Source organism: Collinsella sp. OF02-10, from assembly GCF_003463445.1.
Classification (GTDB): Bacteria; Actinomycetota; Coriobacteriia; order Coriobacteriales; family Coriobacteriaceae; genus Collinsella.
The window spans coordinates 130,315-151,874 of sequence record NZ_QSCW01000001.1; the positions used below are offsets into that span (position 1 = coordinate 130,315).

Genomic DNA, 21,560 nt, shown 5'->3' on the forward strand with positions numbered 1-21,560 from the left:
GGCGAGGTCGCGTAATGTATGTGTCTCGTGTCTAGCCGCGTCGAGGCCCCTGCCCGTCCACGGTGACCCGAAGCCTTTTAGCTTCGGACAAATCCCATCTTGCCACGGAGGGCGTCCTCTTTCAAGGGCGCCCTCCGTAAACGTGTTTGAATTGTAGGCTAATGGCCACGTGCACTTGCTAGCGCTCGCGAGCAACGATGAGCTGGTCCATCTCTTCGACATGCGCACCAACGGAGCCCTTGATACTCGAGAACTCAACGGAGTTGCACACCAAGATGGGAACCGTCACATCATAGCCCTCGGCAGCAATTGCCTCACGATCGAACTCAATGAGTACATCGCCCTTGTGGACGATGTCACCCACTTGCGCATGTACGGTAAAGTGCTTGCCCTCGAGCTGAACAGTGTCCAAGCCAACGTGGATGAGCACGTCCAAGCCATCGACCGTGTTAAGCGCAACGGCGTGTCCCGTGGGAAAAATAGCCTCGACCTTGGCGTCTGCTGGCGCAATCACGCGCGTACCCGTAGGCTGAATCGCCACGCCCTGGCCCAACAGGCCGGTGGCAAATGTCTGGTCATTGACCTCGGACAACGAAATGACGTCGCCCGAGATGGGAGCATCCAGCGTAAGGACTCGACCACGCATACCAAAAGACCTTAGGACTTTAGTGAACATGCTCCCCCTCGGACATACCAATCGACCAAAATAGCCTTAACAGTTTACCACTTGGCACTCGTTTTTGACCATTAGGGAAGTTCGCGCTTGACAACCTCGACGATGTCGTCGACAACGCGCTGGGTCAGCTCGTGCGTCTCGGCCTCGGCCATAACGCGGACCAGCGGCTCGGTACCGCTCGGACGCACCAGAATGCGGCCGCGACCATTGAGCTCCTTCTCGGCGGCAGCGACGGCATCCCAGATAGGCTGGCAATCGTCCAGACCAGCCTTGTTGTCGGAATGCACGTTGACGAGTACCTGCGGGTACTTCTTCATGATGCCGGCAAGATCGGTGAGGGTACGACCGGTGCGCTTGAGCACGGCCAATAGCTGCAGTGCCGTCACCAGACCGTCGCCGGTGGTGTTGTGCTCCAGGAAGATGATGTGGCCGGACTGCTCGCCGCCGATGACGGCGCCATCCGCGAGCATACGCTCCAGAACGTAGCGGTCGCCCACGGCGGTCTGAACCATCTCGAAGCCCTGCTCCTTCATAGCGATGGAGAAGCCCAGGTTGCACATGACGGTCGAGACGATCTCGGAGTTGGCGAGCTTGCCGCGAGCGGCCAGATCGGAGCCGCAGATAGCCAGGATGTAGTCGCCGTCGATCTCGTTGCCCTCACTGTCCACGAACAGTACGCGGTCGGCGTCGCCGTCGTGGGCCAGACCGATGTCAGCATGGGTGCGCAGCACGAGCTCGCGCAGAGGCTCGAGGTGCGTAGAGCCGCACTCGACATTGATGTCGGTGCCGCAGTAATCGGTGTTGATGGCATGGACCGTGGCACCCAGGCGCTGCAGCGCGGCGGGCGTAGTCTGGCAGGAAGCACCGTGACCGCAGTCGACGGCAACAACCAGGCCATCGAGCTTAAGGCCGTCGAGCGTGCTGATGGCATGATCGACATAGGCCTTGCGGGCGTCTTTCATCTTGATGATGTGACCCACACCGGCGCCGGTCGGCAGCGTGTCGGCAGCCATGGCCTCCTCGGACATGACCCAGGCGCTGATCTCTTCCTCGACAGCATCGGGAAGCTTCATGCCCTTGCGGCTAAAGAACTTGATGCCGTTGAACTCCGGCGGATTATGCGAAGCGGAGATGACGATGCCGCCGTCGAGCTCGTTTTGGACGGTGAGCAGCGCCACGGCCGGCGTAGGGATAACGCCGCAGCAATGCGGACGGCCGCCCTCTGCCATAATGCCAGCGGTCAGAGCACTCTCGAGCATGGTACCCGAAAGACGCGTGTCGCGGCCGATGCAGATGTCCGGGCCAAGGAACTTGGTCGCCGCGCGGCCCAGGCGAAACGCGAGGTCGCACGAGAGGTCGGCATTGGCGACGCCACGGACGCCGTCGGTACCGAAGATGTTCTGGGGCATAGGATCGCTCCTTCCCTAGCAGGCGATATACAACCGCCCACCCTAGTCGAAAAAGAAAAGCGGGACCCGCCGAGGAATCGGCAGGCCCCGCTTGTACATTGTATCTCGAAAGGAGATAAAACCTTAGCGCTTGGAGAACTGGGGAGCGCGGCGGGCCTTCTTGAGGCCGTACTTCTTGCGCTCGACCACGCGAGCATCGCGCGTAAGGAAACCGGCCTTCTTGAGGTCAGCACGGTAGTCGCCAGCGTTCAGAAGAGCGCGAGCGATGCCCAGACGCAGAGCGCCGGACTGACCGGAGATGCCGCCGCCATCGCACAGAGCGATAACGTCGAACTGACCGGCGGTGTCGGTCACCTTGAAGGGAGCAAGGGCGTTCTCAACGAGCTGATGACGGCCGAAATACTGCTCGGCGTCACGCTTGTTGATGGTCACCTTGCCGGTGCCGGGGACGAGACGGACGCGGGCGACGGCGTTCTTACGACGGCCGGTACCCTGGTAGACAACGGTGTTCTCAGCCATCTTTAAGCCTCCAGCTCAATCTTCGTGGGGTTCTGGGCAGCATGCGGATGCTCGGCACCAGCGTAGACCTTAAGCTTGGTCATCTGGGCACGGCCGAGGGTGGTCTTGGGCAGCATACCGCGAACGGCGCGCTCGATGACCTTCTCCGGGTGCTTCTCCATAGCCTGGCGGAAGCTCTCAGCCTTGAGGCCGCCGTTGTAGCCGCTGTGGCGATAATAGGTCTTCGTGTCGGCCTTGTTACCGGTAAGCTGGACCTTATCGGCGTTGATGACGACAACGAAGTCGCCGCAGTCGCTGTTGGGCGTGAACTGGGGCTTGTTCTTACCGCGCAGGATCATTGCGATCTGGGTGGCAAGACGGCCCAGGACAGCACCATCGGCGTCGACGAGAACCCAGTTGCGCTGGACCTCGCCCTGCTTGGCGTAGTGAGTCGATTTCGAAATCACTTAGACTCCTCCATGTACAGTACGTGTTGTTACAGAGATTCACGGGGCTCTGCAAGTAACCCGTCCATATTACCCCGCTCGCCGTACGAGTCAACAGGTATTTTGGCTCCGACCAGAGTTTCTGCACATGTCATCCACGAGCCGTGATTTTTCCAACTCTTTAGCTGTTGTCATTTTTTGAGGGTTCGCCGTCGCTAGCGCTCAACGAACTCTTGGATTTCCGCGAGCAGGCGCTTTGCCTCCTGACGGCCCTGGATATACAGGTCCAAAAGCTTTGCCGGATCGTGCTCGACATGGCCGACCTCGACCGGCTTTTGCGGAGCGACGACCAACGCACGGCCCTCGCGCTCATACTTCCACAGGTGCATGCGCTGTATGTTGTAACGGTCGTGGCGCGTCTCGATAGCCTCGAGCAGGTAGGGGTAGTCGGCATAGCGGGCGCGCGCGGCAGGCATAAACTCGTAGGGCTTTTTCTCGTACGAGCGGTCCTGCGTGACAATAACAACCGCGCGCTCGAAGCCGGCCTCCTCGAGCACATGCTCGATAGGAACCGAATCGGCCACGCCGCCGTCGACGTATTTGTGCCCGTCAATCTCGACCGGCGGCGTCACCAGCGGCAGCGAGGTCGAGGCGCGCACGGCGTCGAGATCGAGCACGGCGCTTTTGACCGGGAGGTACGTGGCGGTTCCAAAGAGCATGTCCGTCGCGACGGCGTACATCTCAATGGGGCTCGCGTCGAAGGTCTCGTTGTCAAAGGGATCCAGGCGGTCCTGGACATCGTTGAAGATAAAGTCGTAACCCACAATGGAGCCCGTGGACGCAAACGATGCGGCGCCCATGAAGCGGTTGTCGTTGCAGAAAGCCAGGTTGATGCGGTTGGCACGGCCGATCTGGTGCGACTTGTAGTTCACGCCGTTGAGGGCGCCGGCCGATACGCCATATACCGCCGGAATCTCGACGCCGGCCTCCATGAGAACGTCGAGCACGCCGGCGGTAAACTGCCCACGAAAACTGCCACCCTCCAAGACGAGCGCGACCTTGCCGGCGTTCTTTGCCTTATCTTCTGCAGTCATATTGACCTCCTGCGATTGCGTTTTGGCTTTCTTCTACCCAGTTTTGGAATGGAGGGCGCGCAGGTTTTTCGAGGCGGCAGGTGCAGCGGAAAGTGCGTCCCAGTTTGAGGCGGGATTACGGGATGCGCTTTCCGCTTGGACCGCCGTTGGGAAAGCGCGACCCGTTCTGAGCGCGGATTCCGGGATATACTTTCCGCTAGCCATTCATTTGGAAATTGCATCCCATTCCGAATGAAGATTCCGGGATGCAGTTTCCGCTTGAGGCGTCATCCGGAAACTACGTCCCAGTCTGAGCGCGGATTCCGGGATGGGCTTTCCGCCTGGGCTGCCATTGGGAAAGCGCGTCCCACTCTGCGTCACTGAGGCGTTTTCTTTACGCCCGCGCCCTGCATAGAGTTCGATTCTCCGCGGGTGGGGGAATCCGTTGGTGCTGGGCATGGCTAGCTGAAATACCATCGGCAGCACATCTGTTTTGGGTTGGGGCTTTGCGCGGAGAATCCGCGTGTTTGCTTCGCGAACACGCACCGGCTTCGGCCGCCTGCCGGCGTCCTCGCCCGCGGGCCAAAAACGCTTACGCGTTTTCTTTACGCTCGCGCCCTGCACAGAGTTCGATTCTCCGCGGTACGGGCTAGAAATGAAAAGGCAGGTAGATACGAATATCTACCTGCCTGTAACTATTGGTGGAGGCGCGGAGAATCGAACTCCGGTCCACGAAAGCCCCCTGATTGGCATCTCCAAGCTCAGTCGCTGGTTTAGTCTCGGACGCTTTGCGCGCAGCGACACGCTCGTGACGTCCTAACCGGTTCGGTCTTAGCCCACGCCATACCGATTACGTGCGCAGGAGCATTCCCCTAAGATGACGTCGCGCCGGTGTCGGGGAAATCACCGGGTTGACGCGCCGCTATAAACTAAGCAGCGAGAGCCATAGGCTCAAAAGAAGAGTTGTTGTCAATTCAATTTGACGGTACCCCTGTTTAACGAGGCGAGGAGACCTCGGCTTGCTTCCTCTCTCAGAGCTATCGTGTCGAAACCAGTCGCCCCCGAATGTCGGGAAAGTCTGGATGGCATTGGGTACGAGCACCCAACGCCCGTCGACTTTTCAAGGAACATGCGGGGCGAGCCCCGCTTGTGGAGTGTTATCTTACCACGTTCTGAAAGCGGACAGCTGTTCTATGCACGAGCTGTGAAGACCCCAATGTGCGCCGCACTTCGCACTTTTGTTACCGATCGCGTCACGTATATTTTCGCCAAGCAAAATTGACCCGTCGAAAGGACCGTTATGGATACCAAGCAGCAACTCGTCGATGCCCTCGCAGGCCTGGGCTCAACCATTACCGAAGCTATGGATGTCATCGAGGGTTTTGTCCCCTGCGGACATCCCGCCCTCACGGTATCGAACGCACTCGTCGCGCTGGACGTTGACGATGATGCAGCTCTCGCCCAGCAGCTTGAGACCGTCGAGGGCTTTATCGACCACGTGAGTGAGAACCGCGGCGTGGCCGCCTACCACGGTATCGAGGTCGAGCTCGCGGGTCCCAAGGCCGATCTGTTCGCAGCAATCCGCGAGGTAGGCGCCCTTATGCAGACCGCAGGCGTCAAGAACACCCAGGTCAACGAGTGGGTCTACCGCAGTCTGGCAGCACTCGACAGCTCCGACGAAAAGGCAGCCGAGCAGCTCGCAGAAAGTCCCGCCATCAAGGCCGAGCTTTTGTAAATAGCAGACGCGGGCCCCTTGGCGCATCGTCGTCCAAGAGGCCCGCAAACAGTTCGCGTCAACCGATTGCCGCGCCGCCGCATTCGGCCAAGGCAAGAATCGGCATCATTTGACGAGGTGTCTTTGCTGCAAGATCGGCATGTTCGAGCAGTTTTCGATCGTTGGTCACCAAGTAATCGACCTGGGCGCGTTTGCATGCGGCGAGTACCAAGTTGTCCTCGTAATCGCGATGGAGCGCTAAGTATTTGTCGGCCAGCCAAAGGTCCGACGCATCTGCACCCACGGCCGTGGCGTTTTCGGTCATGTTCCGAACAAACGCCAGCGCCGCATCGCCAATCGCGCGGGCAGAAGCCTCGCCGAGCGCTCCCCCGCCGGCAAGAACGCTGCGCTTCAGTTCGTGCTGTACAACATACAGTACGTCCTTGGCGATATGCACCGGAAAGAACAGCAATGCCCCCGCCTCCGTCGCCTGCCCAATAAACGCACGCGCGGCAAGCGACTCGGCATGGTCGACGCAAAACGAATCAACCCATACGTTGGCATCCACCATTATTTTGAGGGGAGCCCCGCTCACAGGATCATCCCCTTTTGGCGATAGCGCTCGTCCATGGCTTCGGAATAGATTGTGTCCCAATCGCGATTGTCGGATACGGGCGACGTAGCGATGCCCAGGTCCGCGTAAAGCTGATCCGCCGCCGCCCATGATGCGGCGAACGGAGTATCGTGCGCGACGGTCTGCCGCCGGTCGTCGACGGCCGCAAGCACTTCCTCGCACTGCCCGCCACCCTGCGCGACCTTGGCCACCACCTTTTTGATGAGCTCGGGCAGTGACCCGCCCGAAAGCCGCAACGCTTCCTCCGCATGGTCCTTGACCTGGCGATCCACGCGAACGTTCACCTGCGCCATGCCGCTAACAGCACCCATGTCGATCTCGCTCCCTTCAATTGCTAGCCTTGCTAGCAACACTATATAGAGAAGCTAGCAAATGTTCAAACGCAAAAGGCCTGCGCCCGGACGACACCGATGCCGTCTGGGCGCAGGCCAGATAACGTGGGCAAACACGTCTGCTAACGCAGGTACGCTTTTGAGTTGCCCAAGCTATAGGCGATTGTCGAGCCGTTGTGCAGCAGTGACGACGTCTGCGGAGTGATCATGCCGGTAATGCCCAGCGCCAACAGCGCCGAGTTGGTGAGCATCACCTTGGAATACGAACTCGTCAGACGGTCGATAAGCCCCTGGCTCATGCGACGCAGGCGCACGATTGCGGCCAGATCCGTATCGGTCAGGATGATATCGGCGACCTCCTTGGCGATATCGCTTCCGCCACCCATCGCCAGGCCCACGTCGGCCAAACCGAGCGCCGGTGAATCGTTGACGCCGTCGCCCACCATGGCAACGTGGCGCCCCTCGCGCTTAATCCGCTCCACATAAGCGTACTTGTCCTCGGGCAGCAGCTCGGCCTTAAACTCGTCGACCCCTGCCTCTCGCGCAATGCGCTCGGCCGTGCGCTCGGAATCGCCCGTGAGCATGACCACGTGCTTGACGCCCAACGCATGCAGGTCGGCGATGGCCTCACGGACCCCGGGCTTAAGCGGATCCTCGATTCCGAGCACGCCCACAACGGTGCCGTCGACCGCCAGATACAGCGGCGACAGGCCCTGCATCTGGGACTCAATGCGCTCCTTAATGTCGGAATCGAGCTGCGCGCCCTCATCCTCAAACACAAAGTGTGCCGAGCCGATAATCGCGCGACGCCCTTCGATGGAGGAAGCGATGCCGTGCGCCACGATGTACTCGACGGCGGCATGGCGCTCGCGGTGCTCGAGCCCACGCTCGCGAGCAGCGTTGACGACGGCGCGTGCCACCGGATGCGGGAAATGCTCCTCCAAGCAAGCAGAAAGGCGCAGGACCTCGTCCTCGCTCCAGCCGTCGGTGGTGAGCACGCAAGCTAGACGCGGCTGTGCCTCGGTGAGCGTGCCGGTCTTATCAAACACAATGGTGTCGGCCTTGGCAAACGACTCAAAGTACTTCGCGCCCTTGACCATGACGCCCATCTTGGCAGCATCGCTCATGGCAGTCATGACGGCGACGGAACCCGTGAGCTTGAGTGCGCACGAGTAGTCGACCATCAGCGCCGCCGAGGTCTTAATGAGGCTGCGCGTGGTAAGCGCGACAAGGCACGCGAGCAGGAAGTTCCACGGGACGATCTTGTTGGCGAGGTCTTCCATGTGCGACTGGCCCTCGGACTTGAGCGAGTCGGCCGTCTGCACGAGCGAGACGATCGAGCGCAGTTTGGTTTGCGCCGTATTGGCGCGCACGCGCACCAAGATGCTGCCGTCTTCCACGACGGTTCCGGCGAACACGTCGTCGCCCACGCTGCGTTCGACGGCCAGCGGCTCGCCGGTCAGGGTCGCCTGGTTGACCATAGCGCTCCCCTGCTCGACAACACCGTCGATGCAAATGGACATGCCAGTACGCACGGCCACCAAGTCGCCGGGCTCGAGCTCGGCGGCGGCAACGCTTACCTCGATGTCGCCGACGACCTTTTGCGCCTTATCGGGCACATCGAGCAGCGAGTTGATGAGCTCGTTTTCGCTCATGGCGCGGGTGTAGTCCTCGAGCAGCTCGCCCACGTTGAGCAGGAACATCGTCTGGCCTGCGGTGTCGACATCACGTTTGACGAACGAAATGCCGATGGCCGAAGCGTCGAGCACGGGAACGGTCAGGCGCGGCTGCGCCAGCTCATGAAGGGCAGCGCGCAAAAAGGTCATGTAACCGGCTACGACAAACACCGCACGCAGGGGCGTGGGCAAAAACCAGCGACGCGCGTAATGGGCACCGACGAGTGTCGCTAGGTCCATAACGAGTTTGTGCTTGCGCGGCTCAAGCTGCATCACGTAACCCGTCTTTGCGTCGGCAATGGCCTGAGCGTCGAGCGCACCGACGGCGGCCAGCACGCTCGCGCGGCGCGGCTCATCGTATTCGAGCGCCATCTGGCCGATGCGGCCGTAGACGCGCACCTTGTGCACGCCGTCGATGTCGCCGCCAAGCTTAAGAAGTGCATCGAGATCGCTCTCTGGCACAGGACCCGCCAATTGAAGACGGGTCCTGCCGGGGATCTCGCTAATAATCGAGAATCTCATAGTTTGTGCCTGGGAGCGTTACTCGGCTGCCTCGTCAGCAGCGGCCTCGCTCTGGGTGATGTAAGCAGCCTCGGCAACCATGTCGTCGACATTAGCCTTGGCCTGCTCGACCATGTCCTGGTAGCCGTTCTTGATGCGCATGCCGCACGCGATACCCTGCACGCAAGCATTCTTTACCGGAGCGCTGGTGAGCAGCTTGATGCCGGCCGTACCGAGCAGAAAACCGCCACCGACAAGCAGGGTGTTAAACGTCGACTTCTTCATGTTGCTTCTCCCTTTTGCCGCATTGGACGCGGCATGGTGCCTCAGCACCCGAGTAAACAAGTTTGCTCGAGCACGCTTTTGAAATATCTCAATTTTATCTAACTATCTAGGTCAGCCATGGCTAACCTTTTGAAAATTAACGATGCGGAGTAACCGATTGTCAATGTGACAAAGGGACTGTCCCTTTGCCCCTTCTTACAACTGCCAGGTAGCTGCTTCCTTTTGCAGCGCCACCATGCGGGCGAATTCTCCACCTGCCGCCTTGAGCTGCGCCGGAGTGCCCTGCTCGGCAACCACACCATCCTTGAGTACAACGATTTTGTCGGCATTTTCCACCGTACGCATACGGTGGGCAATAACGATAACTGTCTTGCCTGCGAGGAGGCGGGAGAGCGCCTGCTGCACCACGGTCTCGTTCTCCACATCCAAACTCGCCGTCGCCTCGTCCAACAGCACGATAGGCGCGTCTTTGAGCAGCGCACGGGCGATAGAGATGCGCTGGCGCTCACCGCCGGACAGCTTGGAGCCGTTCTCGCCGATCATGGTGTCATAGCCCTGCGGCATGCGGCTCACAAACTCGTCGCAGTTGGCGGCACGCGCGGCAGCAAGCACTTCCTCATCGGTGGCATCGCGACGACCAAGACGGATGTTTCCCATCACCGTGTCGTCAAAGAGCAGCACGTCTTGGAACACAATGGCGTAGTCGCGCAGCAGCACCTCGGGATCCACGCTCGCAACATCCACGCCGCCCACGGTGACCGTGCCTTCGGTGGCGTCCCAAAAGCGCGCGGCCAGGCGGCTCACCGTGGACTTACCGGAGCCCGAAGGACCGACCAGTGCCGTGACCTCGCCTTCCTTGGCGGTAAAGCTCACATCGGTAAGAACTTTCTCGCCGGCGCGGCCGTCCTCGCCCGCACCATAGCCAAATGCCACGTGATCGAACACCACATCGTGGCCTACGGGCTCAAACTGCTCGCTGCCCCGCGCCACGGGCTCTTCCATGATGGAACGCATGCGCTTGGCCGACGACTCGGCGGCAAACAGCTCGGACATCAGCATCAGCGCCTGATCAAAGGGCGCATAGATGCGGCTCACCATAAGCAGGAAGGCAAACATCATCAAAAAGTCGACCTGGCCGGAGGCGACCATCGCAGCGCCCGTGACCAACGTGGTGGCAATCCCCAGGCGCAGGATGGCAAAGGCGGAGTTGACCAAAAGCCCATTGGCGAGCTCGCCTCTGGTGGTCTCGCGCTCCTCGGCATCGATCACGGCGTTGAGCCCCTCAAGATAATGAGCCTCCTGGTTGGTGGCGCGGATCTCGCGCACGCAGTCGAGCGTCTCCTGGATCGCCTCGGTAACCTTGACCTTCTCGGCGCGCACATGGTCGAACACCGGGGTCATGGGGCCGCGTGTCAGATACAGCACGGCAAAGGCCACGGGCACGCTCCAAAACGCCGCGATCGCCAGCTGCCAGCAAAAGAACAGCGACGCCACGAACACAATGGCGCTTGCGATGATGGCACCCCAAAGCTCTCCCAGCACGTGGCTGTAGGCGTGCTCCATGGCCTGGACGTCGCCCATGATGGTCTCGGTTAAATCGGCCAGATCACGACGGCCAAAAAACGACAGCGGCAGCTTGCGCAAGCGCTCGGCAATCTCCATACGCTGCTTGCCGCACTCCTCGTAAAAGATGCAGTAGGTGTAGTAATACTGCTGCCAGTTAGAGGCAAAGAGCAACACGAAAAAGACCAGGAGGCCGCCCACAATCGGCAGGGCATCCGGCAGGTCGGCACCGGTGGCGAGATGTTCGACAAAACCGGCCATGACCAGGAACAATAAGCCCATGCCGGCCATGGTAATGAGATTGGTGAGCGCGGTCCAGAAAATGCCGCGTTTTACGCCGGCGACGCCTTTATCGGATAGGAAATACTTCTTTTGGAATGAGGCGAACATTTAGGCCTCGCCTCCCTTCGTGACGGCGGCATCCGCGGCAGCAGTGATCTTCCAGCTCGCGGCCTGTTCGTATTCGGCCCACATCTTGGCGTATAGACCGTTTTGGGACAGCAGCTCGGCATGGGCGCCAGTCTCCTGCACGCTACCTTGGTTGAACACCACGATCTTGTCGGCCCCCACCACGGTCGAAAGCCGGTGCGCGATCATAATGACTGTGCGACCCGCCGCCAGTTTGCTAAAGGCACGCTGGATGAGTGCCTCGTTCTCGGGATCCGCAAACGCCGTGGCCTCATCGAGCACCACGATAGGTGCGTCTTTAAGGATCGCGCGGGCGAGTGCCACGCGCTGTACCTCGCCGCCCGAAAGATATGCCCCTCCAGCACCGAGCATGGTGTTAATACCCTGCGGGAGCTTGGCCACAATGTCGTCGCACTGAGCTGCGGAGAGGGCCGCACGCACTTCGTCGTCAGTGGCCGTAGGCTTGGAGGCGCGCACGTTATCGGCAAGTGTTTGCCGGAACAGCTGGTTGGTCTGAAACACAAAGGCGACCTGGTCCATGAGCTCGTGCGGATCCATGTCACGAACGTCTACGCCGCCCACAAGCACGCGACCCGAGGAAACATCCCAAAAACGCGGGATCAGGCTTGCGCAGGTTGACTTACCGCCGCCCGAGGGACCAACCAACGCAAGGGTGCTACCTGCGGGAACGCTAAAGCTCACATGATCGACGGCAGGCGCTTCGGCACCCTCGTAGGTAAAGCTTACATCCTCAAAGCGCACATCGCTGCCGATAGGGTGCTTGGGCTGGGCAGGCACGGAGAGCTGCTTGGAATCCATAACGCTTCGGATGCGCGCCAGCGAATCGGCACTCATCTGAGACGCCTCGCCCACAAACATGAGCTTGGTCATGGCCGTCGGCACCACGGCCGAAAAGATCGCGTAAAACGTGAAGTTGACCATAAAGTGCGCGAAGTCCGTCTCGCCCGGCGCCAACAGCAACGCCACGGGCAAAAGAAATGCCACGAGGCCATTGAGCGCGGTAAGGTTGAGCACCTGCGGGCCTCGGCAGAACGTGCCCGCATAGCTTTGCGCCATGTCGGCGTATTCGGCGATCGCATCGTGAAACGCCTTAAAGGAGTAGACCGTCTGCTGGAAGACCTTGACCACGGGGATGCCGCGTACGTATTCGGTGCCGGTCTTGTTCATCTTGACCAGCGCGCCCATGTAAGCCTTCATAAACTCGGCGCCCTTGCCGCTCATCATGGTGGCCATGGCGCAAAACGAAACGACGACCGAGATTAGGCATGCCGCACCCAAACGCCAATCGAGGGCGAAAAGCAGCACGAGCAGGCCCACGACCATGGCGGTGGCGCCGGCGATATCGGGCAGCATGTGTGCGAGCAGCGTCTCGGTGGAGGCAGCGCATCCGTCTACGATACGGCGCAGCTCACCGGTGGCGTGCGTGTCAAAGTAGCCGAGCGGCAACTTGAGCAGATGCTCACTCGTGGTCTTGCGGATATTGGATGCGCAGCGAAACGCGGACAGGTGCGTGCACATGAGTCCCACAAAATAGACCACAATGCTCGCCAGGGCAAAGCCCACAGCCCACCAACCATACATCGCGATATTGGCGGCCTCGCTCCAGTTGGGCGCCACGGCGATAAGATCTCGCGCAACAAGCCAGATGCACACGTACGGGCCAAAGCTCAGCAGCTGCGAGAGCGCCGAGAGGGCCATGCCCAAATACGTTAGGAATTTACGTTCACCGGCATATGCAAGCAACTCGCCGATGCCGCCACCTTCCTTTTTTGATCCCTTTGCCATGAGATTCCTTTCTAACGGCTTGAGAGTTAACCGTAAGAAACTTATCATGGGCGTGTTAGCCAAGGCACACAATTGGGCCAGGCGTGGACGTTTTCGCAAATGAAGGGGACGCTTTTGAAAATGCGGCGGGCGGCAACCGATATAACCGAGCTCTACGCACCGCAGTTTGAGCAGTTTGGCTTGGAGTTCTCCGGCAAGGGCGCCGTCTTTACCGGTGAGGTGGCAAACGATCGGGCGCACGGACGCGCATGGATCATGCCCCTTTCCCCCGCCTGCATCGTCATGGAGCATTTCATTACCCCGATGCACAACATGCACCTAGCCGAATACACGCCCGAACCGTACGCGTGCGTGAGCGAGGTCAGCGCGCCCACGCTCATGTGCATGCCCGAAGCCGGCATAACGCCTGCGAACCTCAAGCCGCTGCGTGGGCCGTGGCCGAGCAGCGCAGTCTGCAGCTTTATCCAAGACAGCTGCGGCGAGGAGCTAAGCCCGCTGTTTGCAGGGCAACTCTATCACTCACGCTCGGTGCTCTTTTTGCCTGGATATTTTGACGAGTTGGAGCATCGCTATCCCGCCGAGTTCGCGGGAGTCTTTGAGGCGTTTGCCGAGTCGTGGCACGAGGAGGCAGTATCTGCCATCTGCCACACACTACGCCGAATCAACGAGGACCGCGCTCGCGCCGTAGGCGGACACGTCTATATGCAAGGCATCGTGGAGACCATGGTCGCGGAGCTCGCCTGTTCGCGCGCGGCCCACAAGCAGGCGCGGCAGGCGGCAGACACACGCGCCAGCATGACCATTGCCGAGGAAGCGACGAGCCTTGTAGAACGCTCGCTCGACAAGGGCAAACATGTGGGTATCAACGAGGTGGCCGAGAGGCTCTACACAAGCCGCTCCAAGCTATGCGCCACCTTTAAGGCCCAAACTGGCGAGTCCCTGGGCGCCTACATCCGCAGACGCCGCATGGAGCGAGCACAGGACCTTTTGGCCGATAGCTCGCTCACGATAGCGCAGGTAGCAGAGCGGCTCGATTATCCCCAACAGGCCGCCTTCGCCCAAGCCTTCAAACAATACACCGGCACCACCCCCACCGCTTGGCGCTCCCAACATATATAAAGAATGAAGGCGCCAACGGCACCCTCATTCACCAAATTCCATTCAGCCCCGCCTGACCCGAACGGCCGAGTCGTTGCAGGACCCGGGAGCCCCGGCAGGGCGGGTGCTTGCTCAAAATGAGTTCCGCACGCAAAGAAGGCCACTTAATGTGGCCTTCGTCTTGCGCAGGACTGTTTGAAATTTTGAGGAAGCACCCGCCCTGCCGGGGCTCCCGGGTTCCCGCTTACGAGAGCGACGTTCTCAGCAACTCGTTGAAGAGCTTCGGGTTGCCCTTGCCGCGGCTCGCCTTCATGCACTGGCCCACCAAAAAGCCGATAACCTTCTGGTTGCCGTCACGATACTGCTGCGCCTGATCGGCACAGTTAGCCAGCACCTCGTCCACGATCGGCTGCAACGCACCGGCATCGCTCACCTGACGCATACCACGCTCGTCGACGATCTTGTTGGGGTCGTCACCGGTCTGGGCCATGGCCTCAAAGACCTCGTGCGCCTGGTTGGAGCTGATGGCATCGGTCACCAGCAGCTTGGCCAGCGCTGCTACCTGAGCCGGCGCGATGCCGGACTCGGCGAGCGACACGCCTGCGCTCTTAAGGTAGGCGATCATCTCGTTGACCAGCAGGTTTGCGACCGTCTGGGCCTCCTTGCCAGCCATACCGGCAGCGGCAGCCTCAAAGAACTCGGCAAACTCGGGGTCGCCCGCGATCTGCTCGGCATCGGCCGCCTTAATACCAAAGTCGGTCTCAAAACGGGCGCGCTTGGCATCGGGCAGCTCGGGAATCTCGCCACGGCAGCGGTCGATGAACTCGTCGTCCAGATCGAACGGCGCCAGATCGGGATCGGGGAACAGGCGATAGTCGTCGGCCGTCTCCTTCACACGCATAACCACGGTGCGCTTACGGCTGGGCTCCCAGTGGCGGGTCTCCTGATAGATGATTCCGCCCTCCTCGAGCACCTCGGCCTGACGGCAAATCTCGTAGGCAAGGCCGTCGTGCAGGCTCTTAAACGAGTTGAGGTTCTTGAGCTCGGTCTTGGTGCCCAGCTTGGTCTCGCCGCGGCGGCGCAGCGACACGTTGCCGTCGCAGCGCATGGAACCCTTCTCCATGGAGCAGTCCGAAATGCCCAGCGTCACAAAGATGCGACGGAGCTTCTCCATAAACAGGCGCGCTTCCTCGGGCGTGCGCAGATCGGGCTCGGTGACGAGCTCAATCAGCGGCGTGCCGCAGCGGTTGTAGTCGACGAGCGACTCGGCAGCGGCGGTAATGCGACCCTCGGCACCGCCCACGTGCACCATCTTGGCGGCGTCCTCCTCCATGTGGATGCGCAGGATGCGGATGGGCACCGTGTAGGAACCGTCCTCGCGACGCTCGGGCATCTGCAGGTTGGACGCGTCATAGCTGGCCAGGTGGCCGGCGCGCTGATTGCCTTCGCGCATGGTCGACGTCATGGACGTGGACAGGCCCTCGGCATTGGCCGAGGCGCTCGCCAGGCTCTGGGCCTCGGCCTCGCCAAACGCGCAGTCGGGGCGCTCGGCGGCACCGCGACCGGTCACGTCCAGGTCCAGGTGACCGTACATGGCAAAGGCGACCGGGCCCTGCGTGGTCTGGAAGTTCTTGGCCATATCGGGATAGAAGTAGTGCTTGCGGTAGAACATCGAGTGGCGCTGGATCTCGCAGTTGGTGGCGAGACCGGCCTTGACGATGCTCTCGATGGCGCGCTTGTTGGGCACCGGCAGCGCACCGGGCAGGCCCAGGCATACCGGGCACACGTTGGCGTTGGGTTCGTCATCGTGGCTGAGCTTGCAGTTGCAGAACATCTTGGTATCGAGTGCGGTGAGCTCGGTATGGATTTCCAGGCCGATCACGGCCTCCCAATCCTGCAGGACCTCGGATAGCTCCTTCATTACAGCTCGCCTCCCTTCCCGGCAAAATCGGGCGCGACGGAAAGCGCGGGCGCGCCCGTGGCGGCATCGGCAAAGCCGCGCTCCAGGGCGCGGGCAAATGTGAGCAGCTGACGGTCCTTAAAGGCGGGCCCCACCAGCTGGGCAGAAACGGGCAGCTTGCTGTCCTCGCCCAGGCCCAGTGGCACCGAGATGCCACCGTTGCCGCAGATGTTGAGCGAAATGGTGTACAGGTCGGAGAGGTACATCTGCGTGGGGTCGCTGATCTCGCCAAACTTAAAGGCCGTGCGCGGCGAGGCGGGCATCAGGATGGTGTCCACCTTGGCATACGCGGCGTCGTAGTCCTGCGTGATGAGCGTGCGGGCCTTTTGCGCAGCATAGTAATACTTGTCGTACACGCCCGAGCTCAGCAGGTAGGCGCCGAGCATCTGACGGCGCTTGGCCTCGGCGCCAAAGCCGTGGGCGCGCGACAGCGAGCTCTGATCGGACAGGTTGGCGCAGCCCTCCTCCTGATAGCCGTAGCGAATGCCGTCGAAGCGGGCCAGGTTGGAAAACGCCTCGGCCGGGCCGATGACGTAATAGGCGGCGATGGCGGCATCCAGGTGCGGCAGGTCGACCTCGACCAGCTCGGCGCCCTGGTTCTGCAGCTCCTGGGCGGCGCGCTGAACAGCGGCCTTGACCTCGGGCGTCAGACCCTCGGCCTCCATAAATGCAGGGATAATGCCCACGCGCTTGCCCTCGATGCTGTCGTTGAGATGCTCGGTAAAGTCGACAGCGCAATCCTGGCTGGTGCAATCGTACGGATCGTGGCCCGCACCGGTAAGCGCGTTCATGGCCAACGCAACATCCTCGACCGTGCGGCCGAAGGGTCCCACCTGATCGAGCGACGAGCCAAAGGCAACCACGCCGTAACGGCTCACGGCGCCGTACGTGGGCTTAAAGCCCACCACGCCGCACAGGCTCGCCGGCTGGCGAATGGAACCGCCGGTGTCCGAGCCCAGCGAGAGCGCGACCTCGCCCGCGGCGACGGCGGCAGCGGAGCCGCCCGAGGAGCCACCGGGCACGCGCTCGGTATCCCAGGGGTTGTTAGTGCGATGGAAGGCCGAGGACTCGGTGGAGCTGCCAAAGGCAAACTCGTCCATGTTGGCCTTGCCCATGGGCAGGCAGCCGGCGTCGAGCATGCGCTGGACGCAGGTGGCGGTGTAGACGCTCTGGTATTCCTCGAGCATACGGGAAGCGCAGGTGGTGCGCGTACCCACAAGGTTCATGTTGTCCTTGATGGCCAGCGGCACGCCCGCGAGCGGGGGCAGAGCCTCGCCAGCGGCGCGGCGGGCGTCGATTTTGGCAGCAGCCTCAAGCGCGAGCTCGGGCGCCACCTGCAGAAATGCCTGGACCCCGCCCTCGCGCGCCTCGATGGCCTCGAGCGAGGCCTGCGCGACCTCGGTAGCAGAGAAATCGCCGGCGGCAACGTGCTCGGCCAGCTGCGCGGCCGTGAATCGATCGAGATTGAGCTTCATTACTCGCTCTCCCCCTCTCCCAAAATGGACGGCACGCGGAAGTAGCGGTCGCGCGCGCTGCCGGCGTTTTCGAGCGCCACGTCGAGCGGCAGGTCGCGCTCGGGCTCGCGCAGGTCATCGCCCATCACATTGGAAAGGCTTCCGATGGGATGGAACGTGGGCTCCACGTCGGGCAAGTCATATTGCAAGACGGGCTCGAGCATCTGGACGGCATCGTTCAGGTAGGACGTCATCTGGGCGAGCTCGTCATCGGTCAGTGCGATCTTTGCGTACTCGGCAATGCCGCGCACGTCTTTCTCGCTGAGTGCCATAGGCGCTCCCTTCCGCATAACAGTTAAACCGTTCCAGTATACAAGGCAAGGCCGCTTGGAGCAGGTGCTTTACCCAAATGCAGCGAAAACGTAACGAGGGCGGCGGGCACGGCCCGGCGGTTCTGCAGCAAAACCGTCCCAACATTCGGCGTTTTTCAGCAAAATCGCGATTTTCATTGAATGTTGGGACGGTTTGGATACCTCGATTGCCCAGCTGGAGCCAACCACCACAAAGGGGACAGGCACCTACGTGGTGGTTTTGGGCGAGCCTTATGCCGAGGCCTTGGCCTTGCGGCGCTTGCGGACCGCGTGGATCACGATGTCCAGCAGCAACAGCACAATGGCCACGACCACGATGAGCATGGCAAACTCGCGCTTGCCCCAGTGGCGGCCGGCCAGCGACTTTTGCTTGTCGACATCCTTCTTGCTGTACTTGGTGCGCACGCAATGCACCAGCAGGCGATGGTCGTTCACGCCGTAGGGCGTACAGGTGACGAGCGTCACCTTGTCGGCGCCGGGCTCGATGGTCAGCGACTCCATCTCCTCGGGAAGCACCACCTCGGAGTCCGCCATCTTGTAGGCGAGCGTCTTGTTCATGGTGTGCAGCAGCACCAGGTCGCCCGGCTCCAGCGAGTGGATGTCGTCGAACATGCTCAGGTTGCGCATGCCCGAGTGCGCGGTAAGCACGCAATGCGTCGAGGTACCGCCCACCGGCAGGCTCGTGCCCTCCAGGTGGCCGACGCCCGCCATAAGGACCTCCTCGCTCGTGCCGTGGTAGATGGGCATGCTCACGTCGATGGAGGGGATCTCGACCCAGCTCATCATGGGGTCGCGGTCAAAGATGAGCTGCTGGGCGTAGGGCTCGATCTGGTCGGCGGGAAGCTCGGTGGCTTCGCCCGCCAGTTGCTCGTTATAGGAGCGCGCCTGTAGCAGGATGCGCTCGCGCTCCTCTTCCGAAAGCGCGTCCACGGTGCTGGACACCGTGCTGATCTGGTTGAACACGCCCGAGGCCTCGAGCCGGTCCAGGATCCACGGCCAGGTCATGAGACCCACGCCAATAAGGATGATGACGATGGTGATGAGCCGGTCGGCCCAACGCGGCAGCCGCTTGCGGCGGCGCTTGGGCTTTGGTTGAGGTTTGGGCTGAGGGCTTGAGCCGCCGTTGTCCGCGGCGTTATTGCTCTTCATATGTTTGGCGCCCTGCACCATCGCCGGTCACTCCTTACAGCTCAGGTTGTCTAAACAAATAATAGCCGATTAGCGAGCTTCCGCGCCAGACAACGCCGCTAGACTGCACCGTTCGGGCCACGTAACCCCACTCAACCAATCAAGCCATATGTTGCTTTCATCGTCTCGAGCAACTGCGCCATCGTTACGCCCGCAACCCCGATCTGTTTCAGATTGACGTCGCCCACCTCGCAATCTTTAACAAACGCAAGCATATCGTCCTTCAGTTCTTCGCCCAGGTCTACACCTTCCGACTCGCCAAGCAACTGAGCAAGCCTCAGCGCATCGCGTTTATGCTTTTTTACCTTCTTCGAATCAACGTTCTCCCCCGCTTCCCTTCTGGCTTTTAGGTCGAGATACGCCTTCGCTTTGAACGGGACAATGTATTCCGTACCCAGGACCGAAACGCCGTCTACGGTCCGAATTCCCTGAAGGAACAAGCTGTAGTAAGCATCGTCCAACAAAATTGCCGAAAGACTGCTTATGTTTTCACCAACGTGAATTGGCGCCACATCAATCCCCTCACGACCCTTTAGAAAGTCGGGGCACTTCGCGAAGAGTTCGATCATATGGGGGTAACCCGGCCTCTTGGGCTCTGTAAACCGATAAAAACATGAGCCTTTGCCTTCGCCCCAGCCGCAGCGGTAACCGCCATCACGCACCAAAGTCCATATAGCTTCTGCCGTCTGAGGCAACCGGTCATCGGCGACGATTACCACATCAAAATCGTGAGTCATCCTAAACGGAAGTCCCGCCTCCGCGAGCAAAATGTCGCATGCCGTGCCGCCGATAAGAGCATACGATCCTGCAGCTTCTTGCATATGCTGCTGAAATTCTTGGAGACCCTCTACAGCGCTTCTTGCCATGGATATTCCTTTCCAAACATGCGATCGACTTCGAGCTGAATTCGCTCATCGTCGATTGCCGCCAAAGATAGCGCAAGCGAAATGTCGTCGACACGGGAGGAGCCGGCAAACACGGGTGCATAGCGCCACACTTGAATCATCGCCGTTTCGTTATCCGGCAACTCCCCGTCTGCGACTTCGAGGTCGCTCAGTTGACGCCATGCACTTCTTAAGACGGCCTTTTGTTCCATGCCCGGTGCAGCGAGCATCGAACGCGCGGCGAGCGCCGTCTCCCCGGCGTCAACAAGATAGTCGATCTGCGGCGTCTTCCTTGCAAAAAAGACCTTCGAGACAGGCGAGGAGAGCTCTGCCATGTGCTCGCTGAGCAAAAGATCAACGGCAACAGGGAACACGACGACACGTCGCTCGCAACGCTCGCGCCTCGCGAGTCCCCTGTCAACAAGCTCGGTTATGGCCTCACTCGCGCGGCTTGCCGAGATCCCAAGCGCACGACAAAGGTCATGGGGGCGATATGGCTCCTGGGCTGCTCCCCAGATTGCGGCAGCCTGTGCGTTGGGTGACATCTTGGTCGCGTGATTGCGAAACCGGGCACCGCCCCTCTCCGTGCAGGCCGTGCCCATAAATGGAAGAAAAGCCTGTCTGCCGGGGCAAACAAACGGAATCCCTTGTGCGACCAATGCTTTGCGCTGACGTGCATCGGCATCAGGAAACGAAACGACAACAGGAGTCTCCGCACGCAAGGCTAGCTGACTATAGACCCTCTTAGCCTCGGGAAGCCCGACGCCAGTAGGCAAACTTGCAAGCAAAAACGAAAAACCGTTTGCGTCAACAGCGCGGACTTCAATCGCCCGCAGATGCAGCGGCAAGCGTGCGGATCCAGGCCAAGTTTTGGTCTTGGCGGAGAGGCCTAGTGCTTCTTGTAAGTAGATTAACGCTTCGTTCATTTCCATTGTTTTCGTTCGATTCCAGTTTGTATTGGAATTATACATAATTTTCGGAATTAAAGAGATACCGTTCGTGCCTAAGCCTACATTTGAGTTTTCAAAATGTCCCGGATCGGCGGGGCGATTCGGGATACAATGTCAATAGGAAACGACGCACCCCGCGTAAGTGTACGAGAGCGCGGGCGACCTAGTTTTCAGTTTTTGTTAAATGCCCGGGATCCGACCCCCGGGCATTCTTATTTGCGCTTGCGGCGCAAATGCCGTCCACCGTCCGCACCGCGCGTGCGCCTACGGACCTTAAACCGAACCTCATACGAGTCAAGAAACGCGATGACGAACGAGCCCACCGCCGCGAGGGCGGCGAGCGCGTTAAGGAATTTCAGCATATGGTGACCTCCGATCGAGTCGTCGGCCGCCCGCGCACGGGATGCGTCGCAAGGATATTTTACTGCGAGTGCATGCACCCACAGCTGCTAAACGCAATAATTGCAAACATTTGTTCGATAGTTACACACACGGTTTCTCGTCCGGCGGAGCTTGGCCGCATTGTCCGGGTTTGCCCGACGTGTTTACGTTTTCAGAATAGCCCGGATCGGCGGGGCGATTCGGGATACAATAGCTACAGGAAACGACGCACCCCGCGTAAGTACTTAGGAGC

20 protein-coding genes and 1 other RNA gene are annotated in these 21,560 nt (G+C 60.5%); 2 read left to right on the forward strand and 19 right to left on the reverse strand.

Translation table 11 applies throughout. The features are described 5' to 3' along the window. Positions 1–178: 178 nt before the first annotated feature. From DXA43_RS00580 to ssrA, 6 genes are all read right to left on the reverse strand, one after another. The gene (locus DXA43_RS00580) at positions 179–676 is read right to left on the reverse strand and encodes a PTS glucose transporter subunit IIA (RefSeq protein WP_117805964.1); all 498 of its coding nucleotides are present in this window, start codon (positions 674–676) and stop codon (positions 179–181) included. A 71-nt stretch (positions 677–747) separates the two neighbouring features. Further along, positions 748–2,085 (reverse strand): phosphoglucosamine mutase, encoded by a 1,338-nt coding sequence (glmM, locus tag DXA43_RS00585; RefSeq protein WP_117805965.1) that lies wholly within the window; start codon positions 2,083–2,085, stop codon positions 748–750. A 123-nt stretch (positions 2,086–2,208) separates the two neighbouring features. Beyond that, positions 2,209–2,604, reverse strand: a complete 396-nt coding sequence (gene rpsI / locus DXA43_RS00590) for a 30S ribosomal protein S9 (RefSeq protein WP_022094634.1) — start codon at positions 2,602–2,604, stop codon at positions 2,209–2,211. Between the two features lie 2 nt (positions 2,605–2,606). Then, the gene (rplM, locus tag DXA43_RS00595; RefSeq protein ID WP_022094635.1) at positions 2,607–3,050 is read right to left on the reverse strand and encodes a 50S ribosomal protein L13; all 444 of its coding nucleotides are present in this window, start codon (positions 3,048–3,050) and stop codon (positions 2,607–2,609) included. A gap of 194 nt (positions 3,051–3,244) precedes the next feature. After that, the gene (locus tag DXA43_RS00600) at positions 3,245–4,123 is read right to left on the reverse strand and encodes a patatin family protein (protein WP_117805966.1); all 879 of its coding nucleotides are present in this window, start codon (positions 4,121–4,123) and stop codon (positions 3,245–3,247) included. A 678-nt stretch (positions 4,124–4,801) separates the two neighbouring features. After that, positions 4,802–5,165: a transfer-messenger RNA gene (gene ssrA / locus DXA43_RS00605) on the reverse strand. 237 nt (positions 5,166–5,402) lie between these two features. Between ssrA and DXA43_RS00610 the strand changes: the two genes are divergently transcribed. Next, positions 5,403–5,837 carry a hypothetical protein gene (locus tag DXA43_RS00610; protein ID WP_117805967.1) on the forward strand — a complete coding sequence of 145 codons (435 nt, stop codon included), beginning with the start codon at positions 5,403–5,405 and terminating at the stop codon, positions 5,835–5,837. Between the two features lie 58 nt (positions 5,838–5,895). Here DXA43_RS00610 and DXA43_RS00615 read toward each other — a convergent pair whose 3' ends face one another. From DXA43_RS00615 to DXA43_RS00635, 6 genes are all read right to left on the reverse strand, one after another. After that, a complete protein-coding gene (locus DXA43_RS00615) occupies positions 5,896–6,411 on the reverse strand; it encodes a PIN domain-containing protein (RefSeq protein WP_158564912.1) in 516 nt (171 codons plus the stop codon). Next, positions 6,408–6,761 (reverse strand): hypothetical protein, encoded by a 354-nt coding sequence (locus DXA43_RS10235; protein WP_158559646.1) that lies wholly within the window; start codon positions 6,759–6,761, stop codon positions 6,408–6,410. Before DXA43_RS10235 ends, DXA43_RS00615 begins: the two co-directional genes overlap by 4 nt. Positions 6,762–6,904: 143 nt before the next feature. Further along, positions 6,905–8,920 (reverse strand): heavy metal translocating P-type ATPase, encoded by a 2,016-nt coding sequence (locus DXA43_RS00620; RefSeq protein WP_233539982.1) that lies wholly within the window; start codon positions 8,918–8,920, stop codon positions 6,905–6,907. A 78-nt stretch (positions 8,921–8,998) separates the two neighbouring features. Then, positions 8,999–9,244, reverse strand: a complete 246-nt coding sequence (locus tag DXA43_RS00625; protein ID WP_055250999.1) for a DUF6110 family protein — start codon at positions 9,242–9,244, stop codon at positions 8,999–9,001. A 195-nt stretch (positions 9,245–9,439) separates the two neighbouring features. After that, the gene (locus DXA43_RS00630) at positions 9,440–11,197 is read right to left on the reverse strand and encodes an ABC transporter ATP-binding protein (RefSeq protein WP_117637898.1); all 1,758 of its coding nucleotides are present in this window, start codon (positions 11,195–11,197) and stop codon (positions 9,440–9,442) included. Continuing rightward, positions 11,198–13,021, reverse strand: a complete 1,824-nt coding sequence (locus DXA43_RS00635; RefSeq protein ID WP_199580500.1) for an ABC transporter ATP-binding protein — start codon at positions 13,019–13,021, stop codon at positions 11,198–11,200. Positions 13,022–13,141: 120 nt separating this feature from the next. On the opposite strand from DXA43_RS00635, the gene DXA43_RS00640 reads away from it, so the two are divergent. Further along, entirely contained in the window at positions 13,142–14,140 is a 999-nt protein-coding gene (locus DXA43_RS00640) for an AraC family transcriptional regulator (protein WP_233539990.1), read from the forward strand. 223 nt (positions 14,141–14,363) lie between these two features. On the opposite strand, the gene gatB is transcribed toward DXA43_RS00640, so the two are convergent. The 7 genes from gatB to DXA43_RS10340 form a co-directional block, all read right to left on the reverse strand. Next, positions 14,364–16,040, reverse strand: coding sequence for an Asp-tRNA(Asn)/Glu-tRNA(Gln) amidotransferase subunit GatB (gatB, locus tag DXA43_RS00645; RefSeq protein ID WP_089573180.1), 1,677 nt, complete (start codon positions 16,038–16,040; stop codon positions 14,364–14,366). Continuing rightward, positions 16,040–17,554: an Asp-tRNA(Asn)/Glu-tRNA(Gln) amidotransferase subunit GatA gene (gene gatA, locus DXA43_RS00650; RefSeq protein ID WP_117805971.1), complete on the reverse strand. Its 1,515-nt coding sequence runs from the start codon at positions 17,552–17,554 to the stop codon at positions 16,040–16,042. Before gatA ends, gatB begins: the two co-directional genes overlap by 1 nt. Next, positions 17,554–17,865, reverse strand: coding sequence for an Asp-tRNA(Asn)/Glu-tRNA(Gln) amidotransferase subunit GatC (gatC, locus tag DXA43_RS00655; RefSeq protein ID WP_117805972.1), 312 nt, complete (start codon positions 17,863–17,865; stop codon positions 17,554–17,556). The genes gatA and gatC overlap by 1 nt, the downstream gene beginning before the upstream one ends. A gap of 270 nt (positions 17,866–18,135) precedes the next feature. Continuing rightward, complete coding sequence (locus DXA43_RS00660; RefSeq protein WP_158564914.1) at positions 18,136–19,053, reverse strand: class C sortase; 918 nt, start codon at positions 19,051–19,053, stop codon at positions 18,136–18,138. Between the two features lie 131 nt (positions 19,054–19,184). Then, complete coding sequence (locus DXA43_RS00665; RefSeq protein ID WP_117805974.1) at positions 19,185–19,958, reverse strand: hypothetical protein; 774 nt, start codon at positions 19,956–19,958, stop codon at positions 19,185–19,187. Next, complete coding sequence (locus DXA43_RS00670) at positions 19,940–20,908, reverse strand: MarR family transcriptional regulator (protein ID WP_117805975.1); 969 nt, start codon at positions 20,906–20,908, stop codon at positions 19,940–19,942. Before DXA43_RS00670 ends, DXA43_RS00665 begins: the two co-directional genes overlap by 19 nt. Before the next feature lie 230 nt (positions 20,909–21,138). Then, positions 21,139–21,288 carry a hypothetical protein gene (locus tag DXA43_RS10340; RefSeq protein ID WP_199580501.1) on the reverse strand — a complete coding sequence of 50 codons (150 nt, stop codon included), beginning with the start codon at positions 21,286–21,288 and terminating at the stop codon, positions 21,139–21,141. Between the last annotated feature and the right edge of the window lie 272 nt (positions 21,289–21,560).

Bases quoted from the DNA above. Each gene is read 5' to 3' on its own strand.
- DXA43_RS00580 (WP_117805964.1), bottom strand. From the start codon at position 676: ATGTTCACTAAAGTCCTAAGGTCTTTTGGTATGCGTGGTCGAGTCCTT.
- glmM (WP_117805965.1), bottom strand. From the start codon at position 2,085: ATGCCCCAGAACATCTTCGGTACCGACGGCGTCCGTGGCGTCGCCAAT.
- rpsI (WP_022094634.1), bottom strand. From the start codon at position 2,604: ATGGCTGAGAACACCGTTGTCTACCAGGGTACCGGCCGTCGTAAGAAC.
- DXA43_RS00600 (WP_117805966.1), bottom strand. From the start codon at position 4,123: ATGACTGCAGAAGATAAGGCAAAGAACGCCGGCAAGGTCGCGCTCGTC.
- DXA43_RS00610 (WP_117805967.1), top strand. From the start codon at position 5,403: ATGGATACCAAGCAGCAACTCGTCGATGCCCTCGCAGGCCTGGGCTCA.
- DXA43_RS10235 (WP_158559646.1), bottom strand. From the start codon at position 6,761: ATGGGTGCTGTTAGCGGCATGGCGCAGGTGAACGTTCGCGTGGATCGC.
- DXA43_RS00625 (WP_055250999.1), bottom strand. From the start codon at position 9,244: ATGAAGAAGTCGACGTTTAACACCCTGCTTGTCGGTGGCGGTTTTCTG.
- DXA43_RS00630 (WP_117637898.1), bottom strand. From the start codon at position 11,197: ATGTTCGCCTCATTCCAAAAGAAGTATTTCCTATCCGATAAAGGCGTC.
- DXA43_RS00635 (WP_199580500.1), bottom strand. From the start codon at position 13,021: ATGGCAAAGGGATCAAAAAAGGAAGGTGGCGGCATCGGCGAGTTGCTT.
- DXA43_RS00640 (WP_233539990.1), top strand. From the start codon at position 13,142: ATGCGGCGGGCGGCAACCGATATAACCGAGCTCTACGCACCGCAGTTT.
- gatB (WP_089573180.1), bottom strand. From the start codon at position 16,040: ATGAAGGAGCTATCCGAGGTCCTGCAGGATTGGGAGGCCGTGATCGGC.
- gatA (WP_117805971.1), bottom strand. From the start codon at position 17,554: ATGAAGCTCAATCTCGATCGATTCACGGCCGCGCAGCTGGCCGAGCAC.
- gatC (WP_117805972.1), bottom strand. From the start codon at position 17,865: ATGGCACTCAGCGAGAAAGACGTGCGCGGCATTGCCGAGTACGCAAAG.
- DXA43_RS00660 (WP_158564914.1), bottom strand. From the start codon at position 19,053: ATGAAGAGCAATAACGCCGCGGACAACGGCGGCTCAAGCCCTCAGCCC.
- DXA43_RS00665 (WP_117805974.1), bottom strand. From the start codon at position 19,958: ATGGCAAGAAGCGCTGTAGAGGGTCTCCAAGAATTTCAGCAGCATATG.
- DXA43_RS00670 (WP_117805975.1), bottom strand. From the start codon at position 20,908: ATGGAAATGAACGAAGCGTTAATCTACTTACAAGAAGCACTAGGCCTC.
- DXA43_RS10340 (WP_199580501.1), bottom strand. From the start codon at position 21,288: ATGCTGAAATTCCTTAACGCGCTCGCCGCCCTCGCGGCGGTGGGCTCG.